This window comes from Symploca atlantica LB2515 (assembly GCF_052546295.1).
Genome location: NZ_JBQWMT010000001.1, coordinates 4657930 through 4679777, shown reverse-complemented (window position 1 = coordinate 4679777; position 21848 = coordinate 4657930). Strand labels below are relative to the sequence as shown.

The 21848-nt window shown below is 44.1% G+C and carries 19 protein-coding genes and 2 pseudogenes; 10 read left to right on the top strand and 11 right to left on the bottom strand.

All coding sequences use genetic code 11. The features are described from left to right. Positions 1-101: 101 nt before the first annotated feature. Positions 102-2603 (bottom strand): primosomal protein N', encoded by a 2502-nt coding sequence (gene priA / locus ACT7WV_RS19395; protein ID WP_445105693.1) that lies wholly within the window; start codon positions 2601-2603, stop codon positions 102-104. 719 nt (positions 2604-3322) lie between these two features. Between priA and ACT7WV_RS19390 the strand changes: the two genes are divergently transcribed. The 4 genes and pseudogenes from ACT7WV_RS19390 to ACT7WV_RS19380 all read left to right on the top strand — a co-directional run bounded on the left by ACT7WV_RS19390 (position 3323) and on the right by ACT7WV_RS19380 (position 6051). Next, positions 3323-4447 carry an RNA polymerase sigma factor, RpoD/SigA family gene (locus ACT7WV_RS19390; RefSeq protein ID WP_445104465.1) on the top strand — a complete coding sequence of 375 codons (1125 nt, stop codon included), beginning with the start codon at positions 3323-3325 and terminating at the stop codon, positions 4445-4447. A gap of 165 nt (positions 4448-4612) precedes the next feature. Continuing rightward, positions 4613-5092, top strand: a pseudogene (locus ACT7WV_RS25900) (N-acetyltransferase family protein); the annotation flags it as partial. 60 nt (positions 5093-5152) lie between these two features. Beyond that, on the top strand, positions 5153-5587 hold the full coding sequence (locus tag ACT7WV_RS25895; protein ID WP_463424278.1) for an N-acetyltransferase family protein: 435 nt from the start codon (positions 5153-5155) through the stop codon (positions 5585-5587). Between the two features lie 257 nt (positions 5588-5844). Beyond that, on the top strand, positions 5845-6051 hold the full coding sequence (locus ACT7WV_RS19380; RefSeq protein WP_445104463.1) for a glycogen debranching protein: 207 nt from the start codon (positions 5845-5847) through the stop codon (positions 6049-6051). A gap of 11 nt (positions 6052-6062) precedes the next feature. Here the strand turns inward: ACT7WV_RS19380 and ACT7WV_RS19375 are convergent, their stop codons facing one another. Continuing rightward, entirely contained in the window at positions 6063-7979 is a 1917-nt protein-coding gene (locus ACT7WV_RS19375) for a GTPase family protein (protein WP_445104462.1), read from the bottom strand. A gap of 430 nt (positions 7980-8409) precedes the next feature. Between ACT7WV_RS19375 and ACT7WV_RS19370 the strand changes: the two genes are divergently transcribed. Then, entirely contained in the window at positions 8410-8835 is a 426-nt protein-coding gene (locus ACT7WV_RS19370) for an MliC family protein (protein WP_445104461.1), read from the top strand. Between the two features lie 144 nt (positions 8836-8979). On the opposite strand, the gene ACT7WV_RS19365 is transcribed toward ACT7WV_RS19370, so the two are convergent. The 5 genes from ACT7WV_RS19365 to ACT7WV_RS19345 form a co-directional block, all read right to left on the bottom strand. After that, entirely contained in the window at positions 8980-9975 is a 996-nt protein-coding gene (locus tag ACT7WV_RS19365; RefSeq protein WP_445104460.1) for a glycosyltransferase, read from the bottom strand. A gap of 54 nt (positions 9976-10029) precedes the next feature. Then, positions 10030-10605, bottom strand: a complete 576-nt coding sequence (locus ACT7WV_RS19360) for a hypothetical protein (RefSeq protein WP_445104459.1) — start codon at positions 10603-10605, stop codon at positions 10030-10032. Beyond that, positions 10598-10840, bottom strand: coding sequence for a hypothetical protein (locus ACT7WV_RS19355; protein ID WP_445104458.1), 243 nt, complete (start codon positions 10838-10840; stop codon positions 10598-10600). The genes ACT7WV_RS19360 and ACT7WV_RS19355 overlap by 8 nt, the downstream gene beginning before the upstream one ends. A 408-nt stretch (positions 10841-11248) precedes the next feature. Beyond that, positions 11249-11791: an ATP-binding protein gene (locus ACT7WV_RS19350; RefSeq protein WP_445104457.1), complete on the bottom strand. Its 543-nt coding sequence runs from the start codon at positions 11789-11791 to the stop codon at positions 11249-11251. A 130-nt stretch (positions 11792-11921) separates the two neighbouring features. After that, positions 11922-12152: a caspase family protein gene (locus ACT7WV_RS19345; RefSeq protein ID WP_445104456.1), complete on the bottom strand. Its 231-nt coding sequence runs from the start codon at positions 12150-12152 to the stop codon at positions 11922-11924. Positions 12153-12292: 140 nt separating this feature from the next. Between ACT7WV_RS19345 and ACT7WV_RS19340 the strand changes: the two genes are divergently transcribed. After that, entirely contained in the window at positions 12293-13273 is a 981-nt protein-coding gene (locus ACT7WV_RS19340; protein WP_445104455.1) for an aldo/keto reductase, read from the top strand. A gap of 145 nt (positions 13274-13418) precedes the next feature. Here ACT7WV_RS19340 and ACT7WV_RS19335 read toward each other — a convergent pair whose 3' ends face one another. The 4 genes from ACT7WV_RS19335 to sufB form a co-directional block, all read right to left on the bottom strand. Next, entirely contained in the window at positions 13419-14681 is a 1263-nt protein-coding gene (locus ACT7WV_RS19335; protein ID WP_445105692.1) for a cysteine desulfurase, read from the bottom strand. A gap of 115 nt (positions 14682-14796) precedes the next feature. Then, positions 14797-16143 carry a Fe-S cluster assembly protein SufD gene (gene sufD, locus ACT7WV_RS19330; protein ID WP_445104454.1) on the bottom strand — a complete coding sequence of 449 codons (1347 nt, stop codon included), beginning with the start codon at positions 16141-16143 and terminating at the stop codon, positions 14797-14799. Further along, positions 16140-16928 (bottom strand): Fe-S cluster assembly ATPase SufC, encoded by a 789-nt coding sequence (sufC, locus tag ACT7WV_RS19325; protein ID WP_445104453.1) that lies wholly within the window; start codon positions 16926-16928, stop codon positions 16140-16142. The genes sufD and sufC overlap by 4 nt, the downstream gene beginning before the upstream one ends. 98 nt (positions 16929-17026) lie before the next feature. After that, complete coding sequence (gene sufB, locus ACT7WV_RS19320) at positions 17027-18472, bottom strand: Fe-S cluster assembly protein SufB (protein ID WP_445104452.1); 1446 nt, start codon at positions 18470-18472, stop codon at positions 17027-17029. A 230-nt stretch (positions 18473-18702) separates the two neighbouring features. On the opposite strand from sufB, the gene sufR reads away from it, so the two are divergent. The 4 genes and pseudogenes from sufR (at position 18703) to ACT7WV_RS19300 (ending at position 21822) form a co-directional block, all read left to right on the top strand. Then, the gene (gene sufR / locus ACT7WV_RS19315) at positions 18703-19377 is read left to right on the top strand and encodes an iron-sulfur cluster biosynthesis transcriptional regulator SufR (protein ID WP_445104451.1); all 675 of its coding nucleotides are present in this window, start codon (positions 18703-18705) and stop codon (positions 19375-19377) included. Positions 19378-19545: 168 nt separating this feature from the next. Continuing rightward, positions 19546-19797, top strand: coding sequence for a hypothetical protein (locus tag ACT7WV_RS19310; RefSeq protein ID WP_445104450.1), 252 nt, complete (start codon positions 19546-19548; stop codon positions 19795-19797). 105 nt (positions 19798-19902) lie between these two features. Then, positions 19903-21030, top strand: a pseudogene (locus ACT7WV_RS19305) (succinylglutamate desuccinylase/aspartoacylase family protein). 129 nt (positions 21031-21159) lie between these two features. Further along, positions 21160-21822: a hypothetical protein gene (locus ACT7WV_RS19300; protein ID WP_445104448.1), complete on the top strand. Its 663-nt coding sequence runs from the start codon at positions 21160-21162 to the stop codon at positions 21820-21822. Positions 21823-21848: the final 26 nt, after the last annotated feature.

The window sequence follows — 21848 nt, the reverse complement described above, 5'->3', positions numbered from 1 at the left end:
TTCTTGTTGTATATCACTCAGAGATCCAGATTTTTACAACCGCAGATCAACCTAGATATATTTGATAATTATCGGTGTTAACTGGCTTTTTTCAAACCTAATCACATCATATTCAGTGGGTCTACATCAATAGCAAAGCTAATACCCTTGGGACAAACTGCTCGTAACTGCTCCAAGTTCGGTAACTCCACAGGCACATGGGGAGGATACTTAAGCAAAATCTGCCAGCGATAGCGACGGGCCACTCGCATCACACTGGCCGGTGCTGGTCCCAAGATTTCATAATCTGACTGAGCAACGGCCAACATATCTGCTAAGTTGTCGGCTACATTCTCAACTTCAGCAGAATCCAGACCACTTAGCTGTAATAAAACCAAATGTCCATAGGGAGGATAGTCCAATTCTGCGCGTTGTGACAGTTCCGTCTCAGTAAAAGACTGATAATCGTGACGCTGCACAGCTTGAATGATGGGATGTTCTGGGGAGTAAGTTTGAATAATTACCTGACCAGGGTCATCACCACGACCAGCGCGACCGGCCACTTGAGTTAGTGTTTGAAAGGCTCGTTCTGCGGCCCGATAATCACCCATATGCAATAGTCCATCGGCTGCTACTACGCCAACTAGAGTCACCTCAGCTAAATCTAACCCCTTAGTCAGCATTTGCGTGCCCACCAACAAGTCAGCTTCGCCGCTGGCAAATCTTGTTAACAGTGTGCGGTGTGCTCCTTTGGTACGGGTGGTATCACTATCAAAGCGAATTACACGCAACTCAGGAAACTGCTCTGTTAACTCATTGGTAACGCGCTGAGTACCACTACCGAAAAATTTGAGGTAGGGAGAACCACAACTAGGACAAGTCTTAGGATGCACTTGTGTATAGTTGCAATAGTGGCACCGCAAGGATTGAGTGGCCCCTGCGTGAGTGTAGTGATAAGAGAGCGAGACATCACAATAAGGGCATTCCAAAACATTCCCACAACTGCGACAAGAGACAAAAGTACTATGTCCCCGGCGCTGGATAAATAAAATGCCTTGTTTCCCCTGCTGTTTCATTTGCTGCAAGGCTTCTTGAAGCGTGCGGCTAAAAATTGACCGATTTCCTCGGTGTAACTCGCGCCTCATATCAACAATTTCTACCGGAGGCATTGGCCGTGCTTGAATACGTTCCGGTAAAGAGAGGTAATAGGAAGTAGCAAGTTGCGTTTTGTTTTCCCCATCTACCTTCAATTCTTTCCATGTTTCCAAAGAAGGGGTTGCCGAACCAAGAATCAGGGGACAATTTTCTAATTCTGCACGCCATTGAGCTACGGTACGGGCGTGGTAGGTAGGAGATATTTGGGTTTGCTTGAAGCTGGAGTCGTGTTCTTCATCCAAGATAATTAAACCTAGATGGGGTAGGGGAGCAAAAATAGCCGAGCGAGTACCAATTACTACCTGTGGTTCACCTGTAAGCATCTGCCGCCAAGTATCATAGCGTTCGCCGTGGGAGAGGCCACTGTGATAAACGCTGACTTTGCTGGTAAAACGGGCGCGGAAACGGTCAGTTAGTTGGGGAGTTAGACCAATTTCTGGCACCAAGACGAGGGCAGACTTTCCCTGTTCCAAAATAGGTGCGATCGCTTGCAAATATACCTCAGTCTTCCCAGAACCTGTAACCCCATGCAATAGTACTGGAGCGAAGCCATCAAGGGCTGTGATTACCTGCAATGCCTCAGCCTGTGCTGCGGTTAATTCTTTGGGCGTATCTCCTGCTACTGCGGGTTCTGTTGTCTGCCGCAAGACTTCTCTTGCTTGAAGAACAACATAGCCTTTTTGTTCTAAGGTTTTGATGGTTGAAGAAGTGGTATGGCAAATTTGCAAGAGTTCTTTAAGCCATAAGTCACCACCGCGACGCTTGAGTATTTCCAAGATTTCCCTTTGCCGCTCAGTGAGATCGGCTCTAGAAATATCTGCAACCAGTGTCACGGCTTTTTGTAGCTTAGGGCGTGAGGGTTTGGGGTGCTCGAGATAACTTTCTACCCAGCCGCGTTTGAGTAACTCCTGCAAACCTCTAGCTGCACCTCGAACCTGTCGTTGGAGGTAAGAAAAACTATAGTCTCCTTCGCTTTGAGATACCAGCAGTTGCAACAACTGACGAGCCGTCGGACTGATAAAGGCTTCACTACCTTCGGGGATCACTGAAGGTTGGAGTCTAATTCGCCGTTGTGATCGCCTCAGTAAACCGGGCGGTAATGCCCCTCTAATTACGGTAATTAAGGGTGTATAATAGTAGCGGGATATTACTTTCAGTAAATGCCAGTAGGAAGCTGGAAAAAAGCCGGCACTGATCACATCCTCAACTTCCCTGACTTTATCGGGGGTTAACTCTAGTGGTGGTGAATTTACTATCTCAATGGCGATTGCCCCCAGTTGTTGAGTCCCAAACGGCACACTGAGAACATCTCCAGGGTTGGCTGACATGTCTGGCGGTAGTCGGTAGGTAAATAGCCCCTGGATTCCCGGGCAATCAACGAGTACTTTAACCCACTGTTTTTGCTCAGAATCAGAGCAATAAGGCGCTCCAGGCTCAGCCAGTACTAGACCCAAGGGGTAATCAGACATATAGCGAACAACACTCACCAAAAATTATTACGATGTCGTCGGCAACGGCGCATCGGAACTAGCTAATTTTAGCTAACTCAAGTATCAAGTATAGAGAAAACTCATAGCCTGTTATTGCCAATCCTTTTCTTGTCTTGGAGTAATTCCCTCGCTTCCTCTGAGAATCTACCATGTCGGTAGTATCCTTATTTTCCCACTATCGATAGAGACCAAACCTTGACAATTTATGAGACTCTACTTTAGTAGCCCAAATTAATTAGAACAATCAGTTTCAAAAAAATTAATCAGGAGTTATGGAGCCTACAGGTCAGGTTATTTGTTGAGATTTTTGTATTTTCATTACGCTCCATTTTTCTTGGAGAATCCCAGGGGCTATCTAACTAAGCGTCGCTCTGACTTTTTCTAATTTGTCCTTATTTTTTCTTTACGGATACACCACTCTCGTTCAGTTTTCTGTGATTAGGGTAACAACTAGCCAAATTTGTTATATAGCCTTAGAATCAGTATTTTCCAAAGTTGTGCAACAAACTTTTGAGGATTGGGAGAAAACTCCCCAGCTCAAGCAACCTCTTGACACTTTTGATATTCTCTAAAAACAACCACTTTTGTCACTCAAAACTCAAATCAAGAAAAGCAGATTTTTGGCTACTGATGCGGTGCCAGCCTAATCAAGGCAACTTTCTCAAAATTCCTTTTACACTCCCAAGTCAAAGCTAGCTATGAATATTGTCGAATTAAACCCAGCAGATAATCTCCAGTCTACAGAAGATACGGATTTTTCTAACCTTGAAAGTGTAGAGACAGAAGAAAATGACCTACATCTTGTGCAAGTAGAATTTTCTGGTTCTGACGAGGATTTAGCAGCAAGTAGTTCATCTGGATACCGCAAAACTAACTCTGATGATACTGTGGGTGCTTTCTTTAAAGAAATGGCACGCTACCCACTATTGAAACCAGAAGAAGAAGTGGAATTAGCTAATTGCGTCCAGTTCTTAGTAGTAACCAATGAACTGCAAGAAAACTTGGGGCAGGAGTTAGGTCATACTCCGACAAAAATAGAAATTGCCGATGCCTTAAATCTAACGCCACGGGAGTTAGAAACTCGCCTGTATCGTGCCCGTGTAGCCAAGCGAAAGATGATTCGCTCCAATTTGCGCTTAGTCGTCTCAATTGCCAAAAGGTATCTTAACCGAGGCGTTCCTTTCCTGGATTTAATTCAAGAAGGAGCCCTAGGATTAAACCGCGCCGCTGAGAAATTTGATCCCGACAAAGGCTATAAATTTTCTACCTATGCCTATTGGTGGATTCGCCAAGCAATTACCCGTACAATTGCTAACGATGCTCGAACAATTCGCTTACCAATCCACATAGTCGAAAAACTCAATAAGCTTAAAAAAGCCCAACGCGACCTTAAGCAAACACTAAAGCGTAATCCTAACGAAGAGGAATTGGCTGAAGCACTAGAAATTTCTCCGAGTAATCTACGTCAGTTATTACAACTGCGTCGCCGCTCACTCTCTCTCAACCATCGAGTGGGCAAAGGAGAAGATACGGAACTACTGGATTTACTGGAAGACAACGATTTGCGCTTGCCTGAAGCTCAGATGAGTGAATCCATGATGCGCCAAGAGATTTGGGATGTTTTGAGCGACGTTCTGACTGAGCGAGAAAAAGATGTGATTTCTCTACGCTACGGTTTGGCTAGTAGCGAACCCTATACCCTGGAAGAAGTCGGCGGCATGTTCAATCTGTCTCGTGAACGCGTGCGTCAGATTCAGAGCAAAGCGATGCGTAAGCTGCGCCGTCCTCAGGTTGCTCGACGCTTGAAAGGTTGGTTGAACTAGGCAAGTTATCGGCAGTGAGCTACTTAATTAACCTTGGTAGGTTAAAGGCAAAGGGTCAAAAGGTAAGAATCTGTTACTTTTCCCTTTTCCTTTAACGCGCAACGCGACAAAAGAAACTATTTCAAGACTAAATGACTTTCAAAAAAGCCAGCAAAAGAGCTTAAGATGACCCAGTTCATTTTAAGACCAGCAAGACCTACAGACGTAGCAATCATTTTCGAGTTAATTCAAGCGTTAGCAGAGTACGAAAATCTCTCCCACGCAGTTACAGGTAGTACCGCAGCTCTAGAAAAGCATTTATTCGGTTCCTCAGCTTATGCAGAGGTGATTATTAGCGAATCTGGCGGTCAAGCTGTGGGCTTTGCTCTATTTTTTCCCAAATATGGGGCTTTTCTCAGTGAGCCAGGAATTTATCTAGAAGACTTATTCGTTCTCCCAGAATTTAGGCTCAAAGGTATTGGTAAAGCCTTCTTGGGATACCTAGCTCAGTTAGCGCTTCAGCGTGGAGGTCGAGTTTTAGAATGGAGTGTTTTAGATTGGAACGAACCTGCGATCGCTTTTTATCACCGCATGGGAGCTTCAATTTCGCAGGAAGCACGAATCTGTCGCCTCACTGGTAATTCACTAATTCAGTTGACCGGTGGTGGATGTTTGTGGCAGCTACGTACAGCAGTAGCAAAAGATTTGCCAGTTCTCTGGCAATTCATGCAAAGCCTAGCTGAGTTTACCCAGCAACCTCAAGCTTTCCCTGTAACTATGCAAGCACTCCAGGAGCATTTATTTGGTGACTCAGCTCATGCTGAAGCTGTACTGGCAGAACAAGCAGGAGAAATTGTAGGATTTGCAACCTTTTTGTACAACTATTCAACGTTTTTGACGAAACCAGGACTTTATCTTAATGACTTATGTGTTTCGCCAAAATTTCAGCGTCGTGGTCTTAGTCAAGCACTCTTAGTCTACTTGGCTAAGTTAGCAGTTATGCGGGGCTGTGGGCGGTTAGAGTTGCAGGTAAGCAAGGAAAACTCACTAGCAACTTCTTTTTATCCTAAAATAGGAGCATCAGTGTTACCGGATTGGCGAATTTGCCAACTTAGAGGTGATGCTCTTGCCCAACTAGCAGCCCTCAACTTTACTAATTAACCTGTTGGAGAGATGGGTTTAAGATGGCTAGAGTGTTGCGAATTTTGATCAATCGTCAATAAGTATGTCTTTTCTCTTGCATTAGGTCAGCCCAGCGTTTTAAAAAGTAATTAAGTCTGGCAATCCTCAATGATTGAGTAGAGAAATTAATCACAGATGGAACAGAGATAGAATATGTAGTTCTCGCAATTCATCTAGGATTGCTATATAGAAAATGTCTCGGCGTTGATGTGTCTCAGGTTGAGAGGGAGGGATGTATGACAATTTGGGTGAATGAGCAAATCGATCCTTCAGGTTTGATCTATTCCTGCATTGCCTGTTGCAATGAAGACCAAGCAAAGGATTGCCACAAGTCTTTTGAAAGTAATTTGACTGACGTACAAAAGTCAACTGGCTGGGTGGCGCGTCTGAGGACTGTGAGTTCTTGGGATGAAGTACCGGTAAACTCTTTGAAACTGGACTAGAGAAAATCTCTTTAAATCTGCTCCAGATAGCCCTCAAACCGTTCCCGTAATTGTTCAACCGTCAGCTTCTGAGTCCAGTACTCGACTAGAGCATGGCCAAAAGCCCAAGCGTTGCGATCCGGTGAGGCGGGGTTTTCTAGCAGTAATGACCAGAGGGAGAGCAGGTCGAAGTTACGCAGGTTAGCATTGTCTGGACTTAGAAGTGAAAACAAATCATAGGCCATCTGGAGCTTGCCAATAACTACTGGCAACTGTTCTAGGGGAATTTGTTCGGCCAGCACATAGGCCAGACCCGGCGATCCAGTGGACAAAGTGGACAGGAACTGAAGAATCGGACTTTTGAGTAGTGCAGCTAGCCCCTGAGTTGTCGCCATTTGGAAGGTGTAGTGGTCAATAATTTTGGCAGCAGCGACGGTGCGAGCTTCTAGATCCCGCAGAAAGCGGGCAAGGCGAAGTTGCTTGGCAGGAGCGATCGCTTCTACTAGTGCCATTGATAGGGCATCCACACCCCAAGCAACCCGACCAGTTTTCAGCTCAGCAGTTACAACGGGCAACACCTGGGCACAGAAGTTATCCAGACGCTCAGCACGATACTTGATCGCTTCCCGAATAGCAATTTCCTTGGCTCGCTCACCAAATTGCCAGTCATAGGGCGGTTCCCACTCACGGATAGGACGTAGGCGATCCACTTGAGTGACGAGGGCGATCGCAGGTAGATCCGTAACTTCCGCCTTCAGATCGTTGAGGAAGTCTGCATCCATTTGCAGGGCAGGATCGAGGGCTGGGGTGACCAGTAGCAGTAGATCGGCGTTTTTGGCGTAGTCAAGCACAACTTCCCGTAACTCTGGGTGATTGACTTGTTCATAACCTGGCGTGTCCCACAGTGTAAGTGTTTCTCCAGTTTGCTTCTGCCAATGGTAATTTTGAATGCGATCGGTACTGGGCAACACATCTACTTCGGCTTTGTCTGTTTGAAATAGTGTATTAATCAGACTACTTTTTCCGGCTCCAGTTCGCCCTATCAGCAAAATATTGACTGGTTTCTGTTCAACCGCCTCGATGGGTTCTGCTTGAGCTAAGATATCTCGCAGGGTTTGGCTCTTTGCCTGGGGGAGTTTTGGTGTGGCAGTGGAAAATTCTGCAATAGGCAGTGTGCTGCCACCGTAGAGAGCAACTGCCTGCCGACACAGGTTTCTTAGGGCTGCTTCCCGGAGCAATTGGCTCAAATTCACCAGCAGTTGCTGATTTGCTCGGTCAGTAGAACGCTGGCTAGTGAGGTTTGCCACTGCCACAGCGGGATTGAGAAGCCACTGTGCCCAGTTCCAGACTTGCCACAGTTTACGAGCAGATGGTTCCAGCTTACGATAAACTTCATAGCCTTGGTATGCCTGACCAACCGTGAGCTGATTTAGAGCAGGGGATAACTTCTGCATCCACTGATCCATGTCATCTACTGTTCCCCTAATTAGCCCGTAAGCTTGGGGAATATAGATATTGAGCAGGGGGTACTTTACTTCAGGGTGGTAAACTTTTGCGATCGCTACCACCAGACTCTGGCATCGCTGCCAAAAGGCTTGCCAGTCTTCCCAAATAGGTAAATCATTCCGTGCTTTTTCCAGAATCTCCCGGAGTGCAGTTTCTACCTGTTTTGTGGGATCATTCTCGACCCTCAACTCTACGGCTTCCTCTGTTGAAGATTCCAGTTCTTCGCTGACTTGTGCCATAACGGCTTCTATCTGCTCTACCGTAGTTCGAGTCCATTGGACAAGCAGCCAACGCCAACCTACGAGTAGAAGGATAAATACACCCCAGATCCAGCTAATACCCCACGTCTGGATCTGTAATCCTGCTGATATTAGCAAGAAAATGACGATAGTAGCGATTGGAGTTGCTAATACAGCCCACTGCCATGATTTTAGTCGAACCATTGTCTTCTACCCATCTAAATTAAGCTTCTTTGTCAAAAATCTCATGAATTCCCTCAAGTTAAGTAGGTAGGCACAAATAAACCAAGGTGTATTGACAAATATTAAGAGGGTTAAATCCTCTTCCCTTCTACCTCTTGCCTTACCTCTACGACAAATATTAATGTTAATCTACTTAGTCTTGGTAATTTTATAGCTTCTCTCCTCAAGAGAGAAACCAAGTTTATATACGTAGATAGAGTTCGTATTGAGGGAATATGATATCCAAACTCATTAACTTTTAAATTACCATCTAAGTCATCAATTTTTAGGAGAAATCAAGAAAAAATAACTTGATTTCTGAAATAGCTTTTTTGTAAACTAGGGTTTAATAACTGAATAATTTAACTACTTTTTGTTACAAAAATAATAGGCTTCTTGGAGTACGCAACTCATGAAAAACATCAAATTGGGTCTGTTAGCTGTGCCGTTAGCAATGGGTGTTACCGCTCTTCCTGCGATCGCACAAGAGACAATACAAAAGACAATCGTGACCTATCAATGCAGTGATGGGCAAATCTTCCAGGCAGAGTTCTTACCAGAGCGCGTAGAAATCACCTTGAGCGAAGACAAAACACTCGTGCTATCTCAAACCGAATCTGGTTCAGGAACTCGCTACTCCGATGGCGATACTACTTTTGCAATCCAAGGTAATGAGGCATTCATTGAGGTTAACGACGAAATTGTCTACAGCGATTGTGTTCCCCAAAGAGTCTCTAGTTCATCAGAGGCAACACAGGTAAGCAGGACAGAACAAACCACTACTACACAGTCAGTTCTAGAAAAAACACCTTCGGCTACTTCGGTTCGAGCGCTCTAGTAAATCACATCCCACGAGTTTATCAGTTGGGTTGCTGACATTAATTTAACCTTGTTTTGACCACTACCAATAGAATTGCTAAGCGTCTATTTTTAAAATTATTTCGAGGTTAAAAAGGGATAGATAGTGCCAAATAAATCACGCTTACTGCAAATACTTTTCCTTCAGCTTACCTAGCATCCTGTATACAAGTAGTTTAGTGATTCTACCTTTCGTCAAACTCGGAATATTGGGTATATGATCTTGCTTGTGGTCAAAAAAGTCATTAATTTCTTCTAGGATAAGCTGCAAACGTTTCAGAATATTTTCTGAGCGGTATTCTGCTAATACTTGTTCTGGTAAAGTAACAGAACTTAAACCGTCAACCACTTTAAGAATACGCTGAACATCATACTCTTGAGAATATCCAGCAATTTTATAGCAATTAAATCCTGGATCTAAATAATCAGAAAGCCCACCATTGACACTAGAAAAAACCTGACAACCACAGGCAAGAGCCTCCAAAGGTTGCAGACCAAATCCTTCAGTAACCCTCCGTTGTGCCCAGTATTCAGCAGAGTCATATAAATACACCTTGGCTCGATTAAAAAGACCGGGCAAGTCTTCTACATAAGAATTCACTAGATGAACTTGACACTTCTTCTGCAAAGTTGGCACTAATTTTTGCATTAAATATTCAGAAGATTTCCTCGATTGGACTAGAACATCGATATCTCGCTCCCTGTGCAAATTTTTAAATTCGTCACTAATTTGGTTAGGTAAATAATATATAAGGGAATTAGCTGCTTGCTGTCCCCAGTATCCCAGAGTATTTTTACTAACAGTAATAATGGGAATGGAAGGGGGAAGCTTAAATTGATACCCTGCACTATGGGCATGATAAATAACATTAAGATGTTTGAGTTTCTTAGCTAATTGAGGAATGTCAAATCCCCAATTGATCACAAAAATGGTACTATCTAAATCATTTTGCTGAAGTAAGTTATCTAAAAAAAGAGTATCTTTTTCTTGTTGACGATAGGTAACAATTTCAGCAGAACAAACCTGTTGAGCAAGTTTCAATGTTTTTAATTCTGCCCAAAGACCGCCACAGGCAAACTTTCCTCCGGTTCCAGGCAGCAAGAAATACAATTTTCTCATTTTCTCATCATAAAAACTTCTCCGCGTCCCCGTGTCCCCCTTGTCCCCCAACCCTTAATCGGGAAATGCAAGTCCGGTTCGAGGATCCCGGATATACAAGCCAAGAACTAACGATTCCATCACTGTGTCCCAGACGGGAATCAGGCGTTCTGCATCGTCTGCCCAGTAGTCAAAAGTAATCAGACATTGAACTCCAGAACCTAGCCCTATACAGATTCGGGAATAAGCTTCACGGTTTTCTTGGGGGTCAATAAATTTGATTTGAGTCCAAACGACGCGGGCTGTTTGGCGCTTGAATTGAACAATTTCCCCAGACTCAATGATATTGCGTGTATCGGCTCGAACTGTCTTCTTGAGTAACGGAACTAACGGAAACTCCGCCCAATTGCCGGGGGGTAGTAAATTAAAAGAAGCTTCTAAGCGGCAATCATCGTTTGGTGGCTTGTTGTCTAGAAAACGGAATGACTTTGTGTCTGGTTCAAAATGCCAATCTTCGGGGACATCGAAGCGCAACGCCCCTCGTCCTGCCACAAAGATTCGAGTTCCTGGCTTTGATGTCCAGTTGTGGTCTTCTTTGAGCTCTAGAGTTTCCTTGAGCCATTGGAGATTGTGCTTTTTGCGCTTAGCCATAGCCACTCCAGGTGTTGACTGACGTCTTTCTTATTTTGCCGTAGGTTGGGCTGTTACTGAACCTCTGGTCAAAGTCGAAATTTTTGAGGAATAACACCGACTGAAGCAGAAAATAGTCGTTCGTAGCGCAAAACCTTGCTTGGGGGGACTTCCCCCCAAACCCCCCATTGAGGGACGGAGTGCCTCCCCCACCCCAATGATTATCATTATTGAGAACGAATCTTAGACTGTTCATTTCATTCTCAAGCTTACCTGTCAATAGTCTCTCATCTTTTCGCCGATTAAGGGGGTAGAACGCTTTATACATCAAGCTTTTAGCTGGCTCGTCACCCCTTCAGGTGCTCGCATCTTAGCCGCCTTGCGCGTCGGTCAACAGTCACCCGTTTACAAGCGAGTAGCCAAGATATTGGTCGATATTTACGGCAAACCTTGGCAGTAAAAAATAGCAAAAAAAAAAAGACTCCTTAGCGCAATTTTGCACTAAGGAGTCTTTGTATCTAGCAATGAATGAAAAAGACGCTAACGACTAGGATTTTTCTACTGGAACTGCACCATACATCTGCACTGAACATCCTTCAAAAAACTCGGTTAGGTGTAGCCCGAAGTACTGAATGGGAAGCGAAGCTGAATAGAAAATGCTGTTTTACTTTTCTGACTGAACAATCATCAGAGGCTCCCGATATAATAATACAGTGAACCAAGCTGTTGAACCGCACCAAGTGCCAACACTGATAAAACCGATCTTGCCACCCATGCTTTCTACCAACTTGGCGGAATTCTTCAGTCCTAAACCAGTCCCCACATATCTATAAGTGGTGGAACCGTCAACCTCGGTAAATGATTGAAACAACTGAAATTGTTTTTCGAGATCCATTCCAATACCAGTATCCTTTACTTTAACTTGGACGAACCCAGGAAATTCTTGGTCTTTAAACTTGACATGTTTCTTTTGTAGACTAGCACTAATCGTCACTCCACCTTCAGGAGTAAATTTGATAGCGTTGTCTACCAACTTTAACAGTATCTGCAACAGCTGTTGGTAGTTTCCAAACACCACTATTCCATCTCCAGTGGCAGGTAGTTCAAAATTGAGGCTCAAGTTCTTTTGTTGCAGCTGATTTCTGGTACATTTCTCGACAGCACTCATTACCTCATCTAGCCTAACTGGTTCAAAAGAAAGTTCCATAAGAATCTCTAGTAAAAGCAGGTCTATTTCCAAAAGAATGCTTACATTCTTTCTTTATTGAAGCAAAGTAAAACGATTCAGAGCCAGTAGACGAAGCTAAAATCTATGTGCAGTCATCTCTCTACACTTTTCAGAAGAATTTTCTGGTGATTTCCCAAGAAGGGGCAAAACTAGCGAAACTGTTGTGGGGTGCAATCTGAATAATTTTGCAGCTTTCAGTATGGAGACAAACCACTGTATAGCCTAGCTGGGTAAGGATGCGCTCTAGTGCTACCACATCGTTAACGCAAAACTTTAAACTACCAAAGTTAGGGTCTGTATAGCGATTAACCCCAACTAGGAATGCCCAGCGTTGTTTCATCTCTGTTTTACTAAATAGTTTCCTGACCCTAGGACTTTCTTAACAGATGACCTTCGGTATTCACCAATCTAGCCTTTTTGACTTTGCTATACCATGTTCGTACCTGGCAATCTTAAAAAGACATCTACTCAAGAAAAAACATGCAGACTAGCCGAGAACTCTCCTTGCCCCAAATGGGCTGCGGGACTTGGGCATGGGGGAACCGAGTGCTCTGGGGATACGACGAAAGCATGGATGACGAATTGCAAGCAGTCTTTAACCTTTGCGTAAGTAAGGGTGTAACCTTATTTGACACAGGCGATTCTTATGGCACAGGAAAACTCAAAGGCAGAAGTGAACTACTGCTGGGAAAATTTGACCGAGAATACCTCGGCCCAGGAAAGGAAAATATTTGTCTAGCAACCAAGCTGGCTGCTTACCCCTGGAGATTAACGCGCCAGTCGATTGTGTCGGCTTGCCAGTCTTCTGCCAAACGCCTGGGGAGAAATGTGGATTTGGCACAGATGCATTGGTCTACAGCCAACTATGCTCCCTGGCAAGAGTGGCCGCTTTTAGATGGTCTTGCTGATCTCTATGAGCAAGGACTAGTCAAGGGAGTGGGCTTATCCAATTATGGGCCATCACGGCTGAAACGCGTGCATCAAAAATTTGCTGAGCGAGGAGTTCCCATTGCTACCCTGCAAGTTCAGTATTCACTGCTGTCTACCTATCCTGTCACCCAATTGGAACTCAAAAGTGTTTGTGATGAGCTAGGGATCAAACTGATTGCCTACAGTCCTCTGGCTTTGGGGTTATTAACAGGAAAGTACTCAGAAAATGGCCCTTTTCCTCAAGGTATCCGAGGCTTATTCTTCAGGTGGCTATTGCCAGGAATTAGCCCCCTTTTAGCCTGCCTACAAGAGGTAGCAGAATCAAGAAATAAAACCATGTCGCAGGTAGCGATTAACTGGTGTATTAGTAAAGGAACCATTCCCATTCCCGGAGCCAAAAGCTTGGATCAGGCACAACAGAATATAGGTGCTTTAGATTGGCAATTAGATACGGGTGAAATTGCCGAACTTGATCAAGCTGCTGCCAGTGTGGATAGAAAGATGGTTCAGAATATATTTCAGACGAAGTGAAACATCAATTGGCGCTACACGTGCCAACGGTTACGCTACGCGTGCCAACGGAAAATAGAAAATGGTTAATTGAGCTGTGGACACCAGAATCTGGCCTATAGTCTCAATTTTCCATTTTCAATTTTCCATTTCCAATTTTCAATTTTCACTCCATAATACTTTGGAAGAAATCAATAGTTTCCTTCAGCGCTGCAATAAAAGCGTCAATTTCTTCCCGCGTATTATAAAAATACAAACTAGCTCGTGCTGTACCTGATGCCCCTAAAATTCGGTGCAAAGGTTGTGTACAGTGATGACCAGAACGGATTGCCACTCCCTCTTGATCCAACAGAGTGGAAACATCGCTGGAGTCAAGTCCTTCAACTGTAAAAGCTGCTAACGCTGCCCTACCTTTGCCATCTGCTGTCGGTTGTGGCCCGTACAGTTTCAGTTGAGGAATTTGCCTGAGTTGCTCGAAGAGATAGGCTGTCAATTCTTCTTCATAAGCATGGATTTTATCCATACCTAGCTCAGTTAAATAGTCTACTGCTGCTCCCAATGCGATCGCTTCGGCAATGGCTGGTGTCCCGGCTTCAAATTTGTGAGGTAACTCCCCGTAAGTCGAGTGATCGAGAAAAACTTCTGCAATCATCTCGCCGCCACCAAGGAAAGGAGGCATTGCTTCTAGCAGGTCAAGTTTCCCATACAGAAAGCCAATCCCCGTAGGGGCGCACATTTTGTGACCCGATGCTACTAACCAATCACAATCCATTGCCTGGACATCAATGGGCATGTGAGGCACACTCTGACAAGCGTCAATCAGTACCTTAGCACCGTGTTGGTGAGCGATCGCAATCATCTCTTCTACTGGGTTAATACAACCCAAGGTATTGGAGACATGCACCACACTTACCAATTTTGTCTTATCTGAAATCAGAGACTTATACTGTTCTAGGTCAAACTCATCAGTCTCTGTTAGTCCCACGTACTTGAGTACTGCACCAGTTTTCTGAGCAATGAGCTGCCAAGGTACGATGTTGCTATGGTGTTCCATCACCGAGAGGATAATCTCATCCCCCGGCTGCAAGGTATTTAAGCCCCAGCTGTAGGCTACTAGATTAACCGCTTCTGAAGCATTGCGGGTAAAGACAATCTCTTGCCATGAGGTAGCATTGACAAAACTCGCAACCTTATTTCTCGCTCCCTCGTAGGCGTCTGTGGCTCTCGCGCTGAGAGTATGAGCACCTCGGTGGACGTTAGCATTATCATGCTCATAGTAGTGGCGTAGGGCATCAAGTACCGCTACTGGTTTCTGGGAGGTGGCGGCATTGTCAAGGTAAATCAAGGGTTTGCCGTTGACTTCCTGATGCAAAATGGGGAAGTCGGAGCGCACCTTAGCAGCAATGGTTCTTTCCTGAGTGATAGTCATAGGAGGAGATACGTCCCGTATCTTAGCAGAGAGAGTTTTTTCCAGAGCAATGGTCATGGAACTTTAGTCATTTTATTGGTCGTTAGTTCCTAAGTCTCTAGCGCCTAACTAATGACTAAGAAGCTTTACAGGCAACGCACTGAGCCAGTCTTTGGCGCAGGGAAGCTAGAGGGATGCAATCCAGGATTTCCGCCGCAAAAGCATCAATCAACAGGTTACGGGCTTCGGCTTCACTAATGCCACGGCTTTGCAAATAGAATACTTGTTCGGTGTCAAGTTGACCGACGGTGGCACCGTGGGTGCATTTCACGTTATCAGCAGTAATTTCTAGCTGAGGTTTAGTATCTATGCGGGCTTTAGGTGATAGTAATAAGTTGCGATTAAGCTGGCCAGCATTAGTTAACTGGGCTGCTTGAGGAACTAATACTTTACCGTTAAATACTGCGTGGGCAGCGTTGTCTACAATACACTTATGCCGCTGGTCACTGTTACCGTTGGGATGATTAAGAGCCAGTGTGCTATGAGTATCTGCCAACTGCTCTTTACCAATCATCGTCAGACCATTAAGGTAAGTTTCGGTTGCCTCACCTGTCTGGAATACCTCTAAATTATGCCGGGATAGTTTAGCCCCAAAAGTAAGGGCGTTGCAAGTATAACGGCTGTAGCGGGCTTGAGCGATCGCACTTTTGCCAATATGAAAGGCATCACCATTTTCCCGCTGATACCGGGTATGGTTAACTTGAGCGTTTTCCTCTAGCCAAATCTCCGTTACCTGGTTGGTGAAATAAGGTTCTTTCCGACTGTCTGGGCAACCTTGGGCTTCTGTCTCGTAATGCTCAATCAAACTAAGTTGGGAGCCAACTTCAGCTACTACTAGACAGCGAGACTGACAAATAACGGGGGCTTCTTGGGTGGTACAAATAAACAGTAGATGGATCGGCGTTTCTACTGCTATGTTTTTAGCAACCCAAATGATTGCCGTATCAGTTAATCCAGCCGTGTTGAGGGCAGTGAATACTTCTGAAGCACCCTGTTGTTGACCTAAGTAATTTTGAATACGACTTTGATACTGCGCTGGTAGGGCGGCTAAATTGCCAACAAATACTCCCTCTGGTATTGCACTAACTGATGAGAGTTGCGGTGCATAAGTGCCGTTAACAAATACTAATCTGCTATTAACAGCTTCAGGCAAAGTTAACGGAGTGATATCTAATCCGAGGGAAGCAATATCGAGAGTCTTTTGAGTGCTGGCGACTTGAAATTTCAGCTGCGATAAAGGCGACAAGTCAGTAAAGCGCCATTCCTCATCCTTCTTGCTGGGAAGAACCGCTTCTTGAATAGTCGCTGCTGCTTTTTGGCGCAACTTTTGTAACCAATCAGCTTTTAATGGTTCTGCTTGGCGACATTGTTCCAACAAGTCAGATAGGTAAGAAACCTCTGGTTTTACAGAAACTGGAATCATTTTGCTCCTACCTCAACTGCCTCTTCCACAACCCAGTCATAACCACGATCTTCTAGTTGCAGCGCTAGTTCTTTAGTTCCTGTTTTCAGGATGCGTCCCTTGCTCATCACATGGACATAATCTGGCTCAATGTAATTGAGTAAGCGCTGGTAGTGGGTAATCAAAATCGTGGCGTTTTCTGGACTTGCCAATTGGTTAACACCATCGGCAACAATTTTGAGAGAGTCGATATCCAAGCCAGAATCCGTCTCATCCAAGATTCCCATAGTTGGCTCTAGCACTGCCATCTGGAGGATTTCATTCCGCTTTTTTTCACCTCCGGAAAAGCCTTCATTGAGACTGCGCTCCAAAAAGCTAGGATTCATTTTCACGATTTCTAGCTTTTCTTGCACTAAATCTTCAAAATCAAAGGTATCAATTTCCTCTAATCCCTGATGCTTACGGCGGGAATTGTAAGCTACTCGCAAGAAATCTAAATTGCTGACTCCAGGAATTTCCATAGGATACTGAAAGGCGAGGAAAATTCCTGTAACTGCTCTTTCTTCCGGCTCCATTTCTAACAGGTTTTGCCCCTTAAAAATCACCTCACCACCAGTGACTTTGTAAGCAGGATGACCAGCTAAAACCTTAGAAAAAGTACTTTTTCCGGAACCATTGGGGCCCATGATTGCATGAACTTCCCCTGCCTTAACCTCTAGATTAAGTCCTTTTAAAATTTGATTACCATCGACATCTGCTGTTAAGTCGCGGACTGATAGTATAACTTCGCTATTGTCAATAATCATGTCTAGTAACTTTACTTGTTGCCCCAATTAATCTCAAACTTCTAACCACAGATGAACACAGCTTAATCCGTGTTCATCTAGTGTGAATCTGTGGTTCATTACCCCACCGCACCTTCAAGCTTTAGGCTCAATAGCTTATCAGCTTCTGCGGCAAACTCCATAGGTAGCTTATTAAACACATCTTTACAGAAGCCGCTGACCATCATAGAGACGGCATCCTCTTCAGAAATACCCCGTTGAGTGAAGTAAAATAGCTGATCTTCCCCGATTTTCGAGGTTGAAGCTTCGTGCTCCACTTGGGCAGTGTTATTTTGCACTTGGATGTAGGGAAAAGTATTCGCCTCAGCCGTATTACCAATCAGCATTGAGTCGCACTGAGAGTAGTTCCGTGCTCCTTGAGCCTTAGGATTAACCTTGACCAGACCCCGATAGCTATTTTGGGAGCGTCCAGCGGAAATACCCTTAGAAATGATAGTACTGCGGGTATTTTTGCCAATATGCACCATCTTGGTGCCAGTATCGGCTTGCTGCATATTATTAGTCAAGGCCACAGAGTAAAACTCGCCGACGGAGTTGTCGCCTACTAAAAGACAGCTGGGGTACTTCCAGGTGATGGCAGAACCTGTTTCTACCTGCGTCCAAGAAATCTTGGAGTTGACTCCCTTACACAAACCCCGCTTGGTGACAAAATTGTAGATACCGCCTTTACCGTCTTCGTTCCCGGCATACCAATTCTGGACGGTGGAGTATTTAATCTCCGCGTTGTCGAGGGCAACTAGTTCTACTACAGCAGCGTGCAGTTGGTTGCTGTCGTACATTGGCGCGGTGCAGCCTTCCAGATAGCTCACAGAGCTGCCTTCTTCGGCAACAATTAGGGTACGCTCAAACTGTCCGGTGTCACCGTCGTTAATCCGGAAGTAGGTAGAGAGTTCCATGGGGCAGATGACGCCTTTGGGAATGTAGACAAAGGAACCATCAGTAAAGACGGCGGAGTTAAGGGCGGCAAAGTAGTTATCTGCTGTGGGGACAACGCTACCGATGTATTTTTTCACTAACTCCGGGTGTTCTTGTAGCGCTTCGGAGATTGAGCAGAAAATAACTCCTTGTTCGGCAAGCTTGTCCTTGAAGGTGGTTGCCACGGAAACGCTGTCAAAGATGGCGTCTACAGCAACATTAACGTTAGCTAGCCGCTTCTGCTCAGAAAGAGAAATCCCTAGCTTCTCAAAAGTTTCCAGTAGTGCCGGATCAACTTCCTCTAGGCTGTTAAGTTTTTCCTTTTTTTTCTTGGGAGCTGAGTAGTAGACGATATCCTGGTAGTTGATTGGTGGATAATGAACGTGAGGCCAGTTGGGTTCTGTCATGTTCAGCCATTGCCGGTAAGCCTTGAGACGAAATTCCAGCATGAACTCTGGTTCATTCTTTTTGGCTGAAATCAAGCGGACTACGTCTTCGCTGAGACCGCGAGGAATTGTATCCTTTTCAATATCGGTGATGAAACCGTACTTATAAGGCTGGTTAACTAGTGTCTTAACGGTGGCAGTCATGGGTTGTGTACTCTTGTCGTGTTCTCAATCGTTTACGCTGAATCTCTCTGAATCGGCGGCGGCAAAGGACATACAGATGGGATTTATCTCATCCGTTCACTGGCTTCGGTTATTAAAACAACAATTTTGTTGTTTAACTGTATCGTAAGCTATATTAGCAACAAAGATCTTGTTAAAGTCAAATTAAATTTTCTACAGTTGCCTTTAAACACAGATTTCACCCAAAGCCAATGAACACTACTGAGCCAACTTCCACTAAGCAAGATATCTTGCAGCATCTACTGAAACATGATCAAGCAAAGGCGCAAGACTTAGCCGAAGTCTTGGAGATTAGTCCGCAAGCAATTCGGCGTCATCTCAAGGATTTAGAAGCTCAAGAGTTGATTGAGCATAAATCAGTACAAATTGGCATGGGACGTCCCCAACACCTATATCAGCTTAGCCGTAAAGGACGCGATCGCCTGCCGAATCGTTACGGCGAATTTGCGGTTTCTTTGCTCGATACCCTTGCTGAAACCGTAGGTTCCGAACAAATGAGTACTGTGCTACAAAAGCAATGGCAGCGTAAAGCCAAAGAGTATCGTGAGCGTTTAGGGAGTGGTTCTCTAAAAGAGCGAGTGGCTCATTTAGTGGAACTGCGCCGAGCAGAAGGCTATATGGCAGAGTGGTATGCTCTAAAATCAGAAGATCCAGACCCCCAGAACCATACTGGGTTTATCGTTACTGAACACAACTGTGCCATTTCCCATATTGCAGAATCTTTCCCCAGCGTTTGTGGTCACGAGTTAGAGATGTTTGCTGCGGCTTTACAGCATTGCTCGGTAGAACGTACCCACTGGATTAACAAAGGAGAACATCAATGTGGCTACCTGATTCGGGAAAGTCTCGAAAAAGCTGCTGGGTGAGTTAGGCATAATTAACCCCTGGGCAGGATGTCTTGAGATTACACTCTTTAGCCTGCTGAGTTTATGCTGTCTAAGCTTCATCAATTTATTTTAACAAGTGCCAGTTGCGATCGCACTCAATACTAAGAAAGATATGTGTCGTTATTAAGTCGTTATTAATTAGCTTTCATGACGGAACAACCTCCAGAGCAATTTCTCACCCCTGATGAGTCGGCTGATGTTGATCAGGCGCTGCTCCCTTCCCACGAAAAATTTTTGACTAGGCTAACAATTTCCTCTTTAAGACTATTGAAGCACATTGCTAAGGATGCGGGTGTCACGGTAGAAAAACTAACGCACCAGCAAGTGATTGACTTCTTCGAGAAGGATAGCAAAATTCGCCGAGAACAAGGTGCAGATGCCGCATTTTTAAAGTGGTAAAATTTTTCAGGCTCCCAGAAGTAAGTTAGGTCTATTTTACTGGGCGACAAAAGGCTATAAACTCAATTTTGTTGAGGTTGCTTAGTACTCCGGGAGCGTTCGCAGATGATTCCTACTGTTTCTACTATCGAGATTCAGCAACTTGCTTCAGGCGACTGCCTCTCAATACAAGTTTATCAATTCCTCGGTACTCAACCAGGGAAAAAGGCATATCTACAAGCCAATCTCCACGGAGCAGAAATTGTCGGTAATGCCGTTATTTATCAGTTAATTGAGTTCTTGATGACTCTTGAGGAAAGCCAACTTGTAGGAGAAATTTGGCTAGTTCCTGTTTGCAATCCCCTCGGCACCAATCAACGCACTCATTTCTTTGCCACAGGCAGATTCAATGCCTATGATGGCAAAGACTGGAACCGCATTTTTTGGGACTATGAGAAAGAGTGTGATGATTTAACCTCATTTGCTCAATCTCAGCTTAATTTAAAAACAGCAGATATTAGAAATAATTATTTACAAAGAATTCAGTCTAGTTTACAAAAACAAGCAAAAAAACTTAATGCTTCTAGTGGATTATCTTTTAGCGATCGCTACCGTTATCAATTGCAATCTTTATGCATAGACGCCGATTATGTAATTGATATCCACAGTTCCACTAACCAAGCAATTGACTATTTGTACTGTTTTCAAAGTAGAGAAGCAAGTGCTAAAGCTTTTCTTCTCGATTGGGGCATCTTGATGAATGAGTACGATGGCGATGCTTTTGATGAAGCTTTCCTGAAACCTTGGTTAGCCCTGGAAAAGAAATTGGCAGAATTAGGACAAAATATTAAATTCGATATAGATTCCTGGACATTAGAATTGGGTTCGGGGATGGAAATGAATCGAGATTCCGTGAATAAAGGCATCCTGGGAATTAAAAACTACCTAGCGCAAAAAGAGATTTTGCAAATACCAGGTTTTCCCTTGAAAGAAACAGCATCTCATACCCTCAATCTCACACCAAAAAGCCAACTAAAGTTATACTATGCAACGACTGGTGGCATGATTCAATCGAGAGTGTAATTGGGGAGTTCAGTTAAAACTGGCCAGTTACTATATAAATTGCTGAGTTTCGATAAAAAAGGAGAGTTACCGAGATTAATTGATGTTTGTGCTGAAGCAGATGGTTTAGTTTATAACGTCGCGACCAACCATGCTGTTAATCAAGGAGAGTATGTTCTCTCTCTTATGTAGTAAAAATATCTCAAGAAGAAGTTAAGAAATTACATAACAGGTTTAATGGCTAGGGGCATTTTAGGTAGGCTTTCTAGCGTTTTTTAAAATTACTTATCAGTTAACGACAAAAGGTAAATAAAAGAAAAGATGACAAAACAAATACAAAAACCTCCCTCAGAACTAACAGCCGAAGAAAAAGCAAAGATAGCCAGGTGTCTTCCCGATGGAGTTGATGCAGAGACAATGGCACACTTTCTCTATTTTGTCTCCCGAAACTTTAGAGTAATTCAAGAAACTTACGGAAAAGTCAAGCCTTGGGGAACTGATGCCGAAGACATTAAGTGGTTCCTTACCTTCTTTTCTGAAGGAGAATATATTGAGCGAAACCAACAAGAGTTAATACCAGTTAACAGAATCTTTTCCAAACCTTGGAACGAATGGCGTCTAGCACTGGCATTAGCTCACCGTAAACTAGGTCAAAAAGCTCCTCCCATCCGTGTTCATGCTTATTGCCTGGAAGATCAGAATTACTGGTATACAGTAGATGACGGCATGCACAGAACGACGGCAGCCAAAATGGCTAATCAGCCAACAATTGAGGCAATAGTCATAGCAGAAAGAGCCATGCCAACAAAGCACTATTACTTAGATAACGGGTATTTATTTAAACTCACTAATCAAGGTTCTGTAATCATCAATCAATACTTACCCAAAGGCTACTATAACTATCTGGAAGACCTTTTTTGTATCCCAAGACGTCCCCAAAATTTGATGGAATTCTTGGAGATCATTATCAAGAAACTTAGTTAAAACAGATAGTAAGACTGAAACGATAC

Excerpts from the sequence above, each read along its gene's own strand:
- priA (WP_445105693.1), bottom strand. The coding sequence starts at position 2,603 with ATGTCTGATTACCCCTTGGGTCTAGTACTGGCTGAGCCTGGAGCGCCT.
- ACT7WV_RS19390 (WP_445104465.1), top strand. The coding sequence starts at position 3,323 with ATGAATATTGTCGAATTAAACCCAGCAGATAATCTCCAGTCTACAGAA.
- ACT7WV_RS25895 (WP_463424278.1), top strand. The coding sequence starts at position 5,153 with ATGCAAAGCCTAGCTGAGTTTACCCAGCAACCTCAAGCTTTCCCTGTA.
- ACT7WV_RS19380 (WP_445104463.1), top strand. The coding sequence starts at position 5,845 with ATGACAATTTGGGTGAATGAGCAAATCGATCCTTCAGGTTTGATCTAT.
- ACT7WV_RS19375 (WP_445104462.1), bottom strand. The coding sequence starts at position 7,979 with ATGGTTCGACTAAAATCATGGCAGTGGGCTGTATTAGCAACTCCAATC.
- ACT7WV_RS19370 (WP_445104461.1), top strand. The coding sequence starts at position 8,410 with ATGAAAAACATCAAATTGGGTCTGTTAGCTGTGCCGTTAGCAATGGGT.
- ACT7WV_RS19365 (WP_445104460.1), bottom strand. The coding sequence starts at position 9,975 with ATGAGAAAATTGTATTTCTTGCTGCCTGGAACCGGAGGAAAGTTTGCC.
- ACT7WV_RS19360 (WP_445104459.1), bottom strand. The coding sequence starts at position 10,605 with ATGGCTAAGCGCAAAAAGCACAATCTCCAATGGCTCAAGGAAACTCTA.
- ACT7WV_RS19355 (WP_445104458.1), bottom strand. The coding sequence starts at position 10,840 with ATGAACAGTCTAAGATTCGTTCTCAATAATGATAATCATTGGGGTGGG.
- ACT7WV_RS19350 (WP_445104457.1), bottom strand. The coding sequence starts at position 11,791 with ATGGAACTTTCTTTTGAACCAGTTAGGCTAGATGAGGTAATGAGTGCT.
- ACT7WV_RS19345 (WP_445104456.1), bottom strand. The coding sequence starts at position 12,152 with ATGAAACAACGCTGGGCATTCCTAGTTGGGGTTAATCGCTATACAGAC.
- ACT7WV_RS19340 (WP_445104455.1), top strand. The coding sequence starts at position 12,293 with ATGCAGACTAGCCGAGAACTCTCCTTGCCCCAAATGGGCTGCGGGACT.
- ACT7WV_RS19335 (WP_445105692.1), bottom strand. The coding sequence starts at position 14,681 with ATGACTATCACTCAGGAAAGAACCATTGCTGCTAAGGTGCGCTCCGAC.
- sufD (WP_445104454.1), bottom strand. The coding sequence starts at position 16,143 with ATGATTCCAGTTTCTGTAAAACCAGAGGTTTCTTACCTATCTGACTTG.
- sufC (WP_445104453.1), bottom strand. The coding sequence starts at position 16,928 with ATGATTATTGACAATAGCGAAGTTATACTATCAGTCCGCGACTTAACA.
- sufB (WP_445104452.1), bottom strand. The coding sequence starts at position 18,472 with ATGACTGCCACCGTTAAGACACTAGTTAACCAGCCTTATAAGTACGGT.
- sufR (WP_445104451.1), top strand. The coding sequence starts at position 18,703 with ATGAACACTACTGAGCCAACTTCCACTAAGCAAGATATCTTGCAGCAT.
- ACT7WV_RS19310 (WP_445104450.1), top strand. The coding sequence starts at position 19,546 with ATGACGGAACAACCTCCAGAGCAATTTCTCACCCCTGATGAGTCGGCT.
- ACT7WV_RS19300 (WP_445104448.1), top strand. The coding sequence starts at position 21,160 with ATGACAAAACAAATACAAAAACCTCCCTCAGAACTAACAGCCGAAGAA.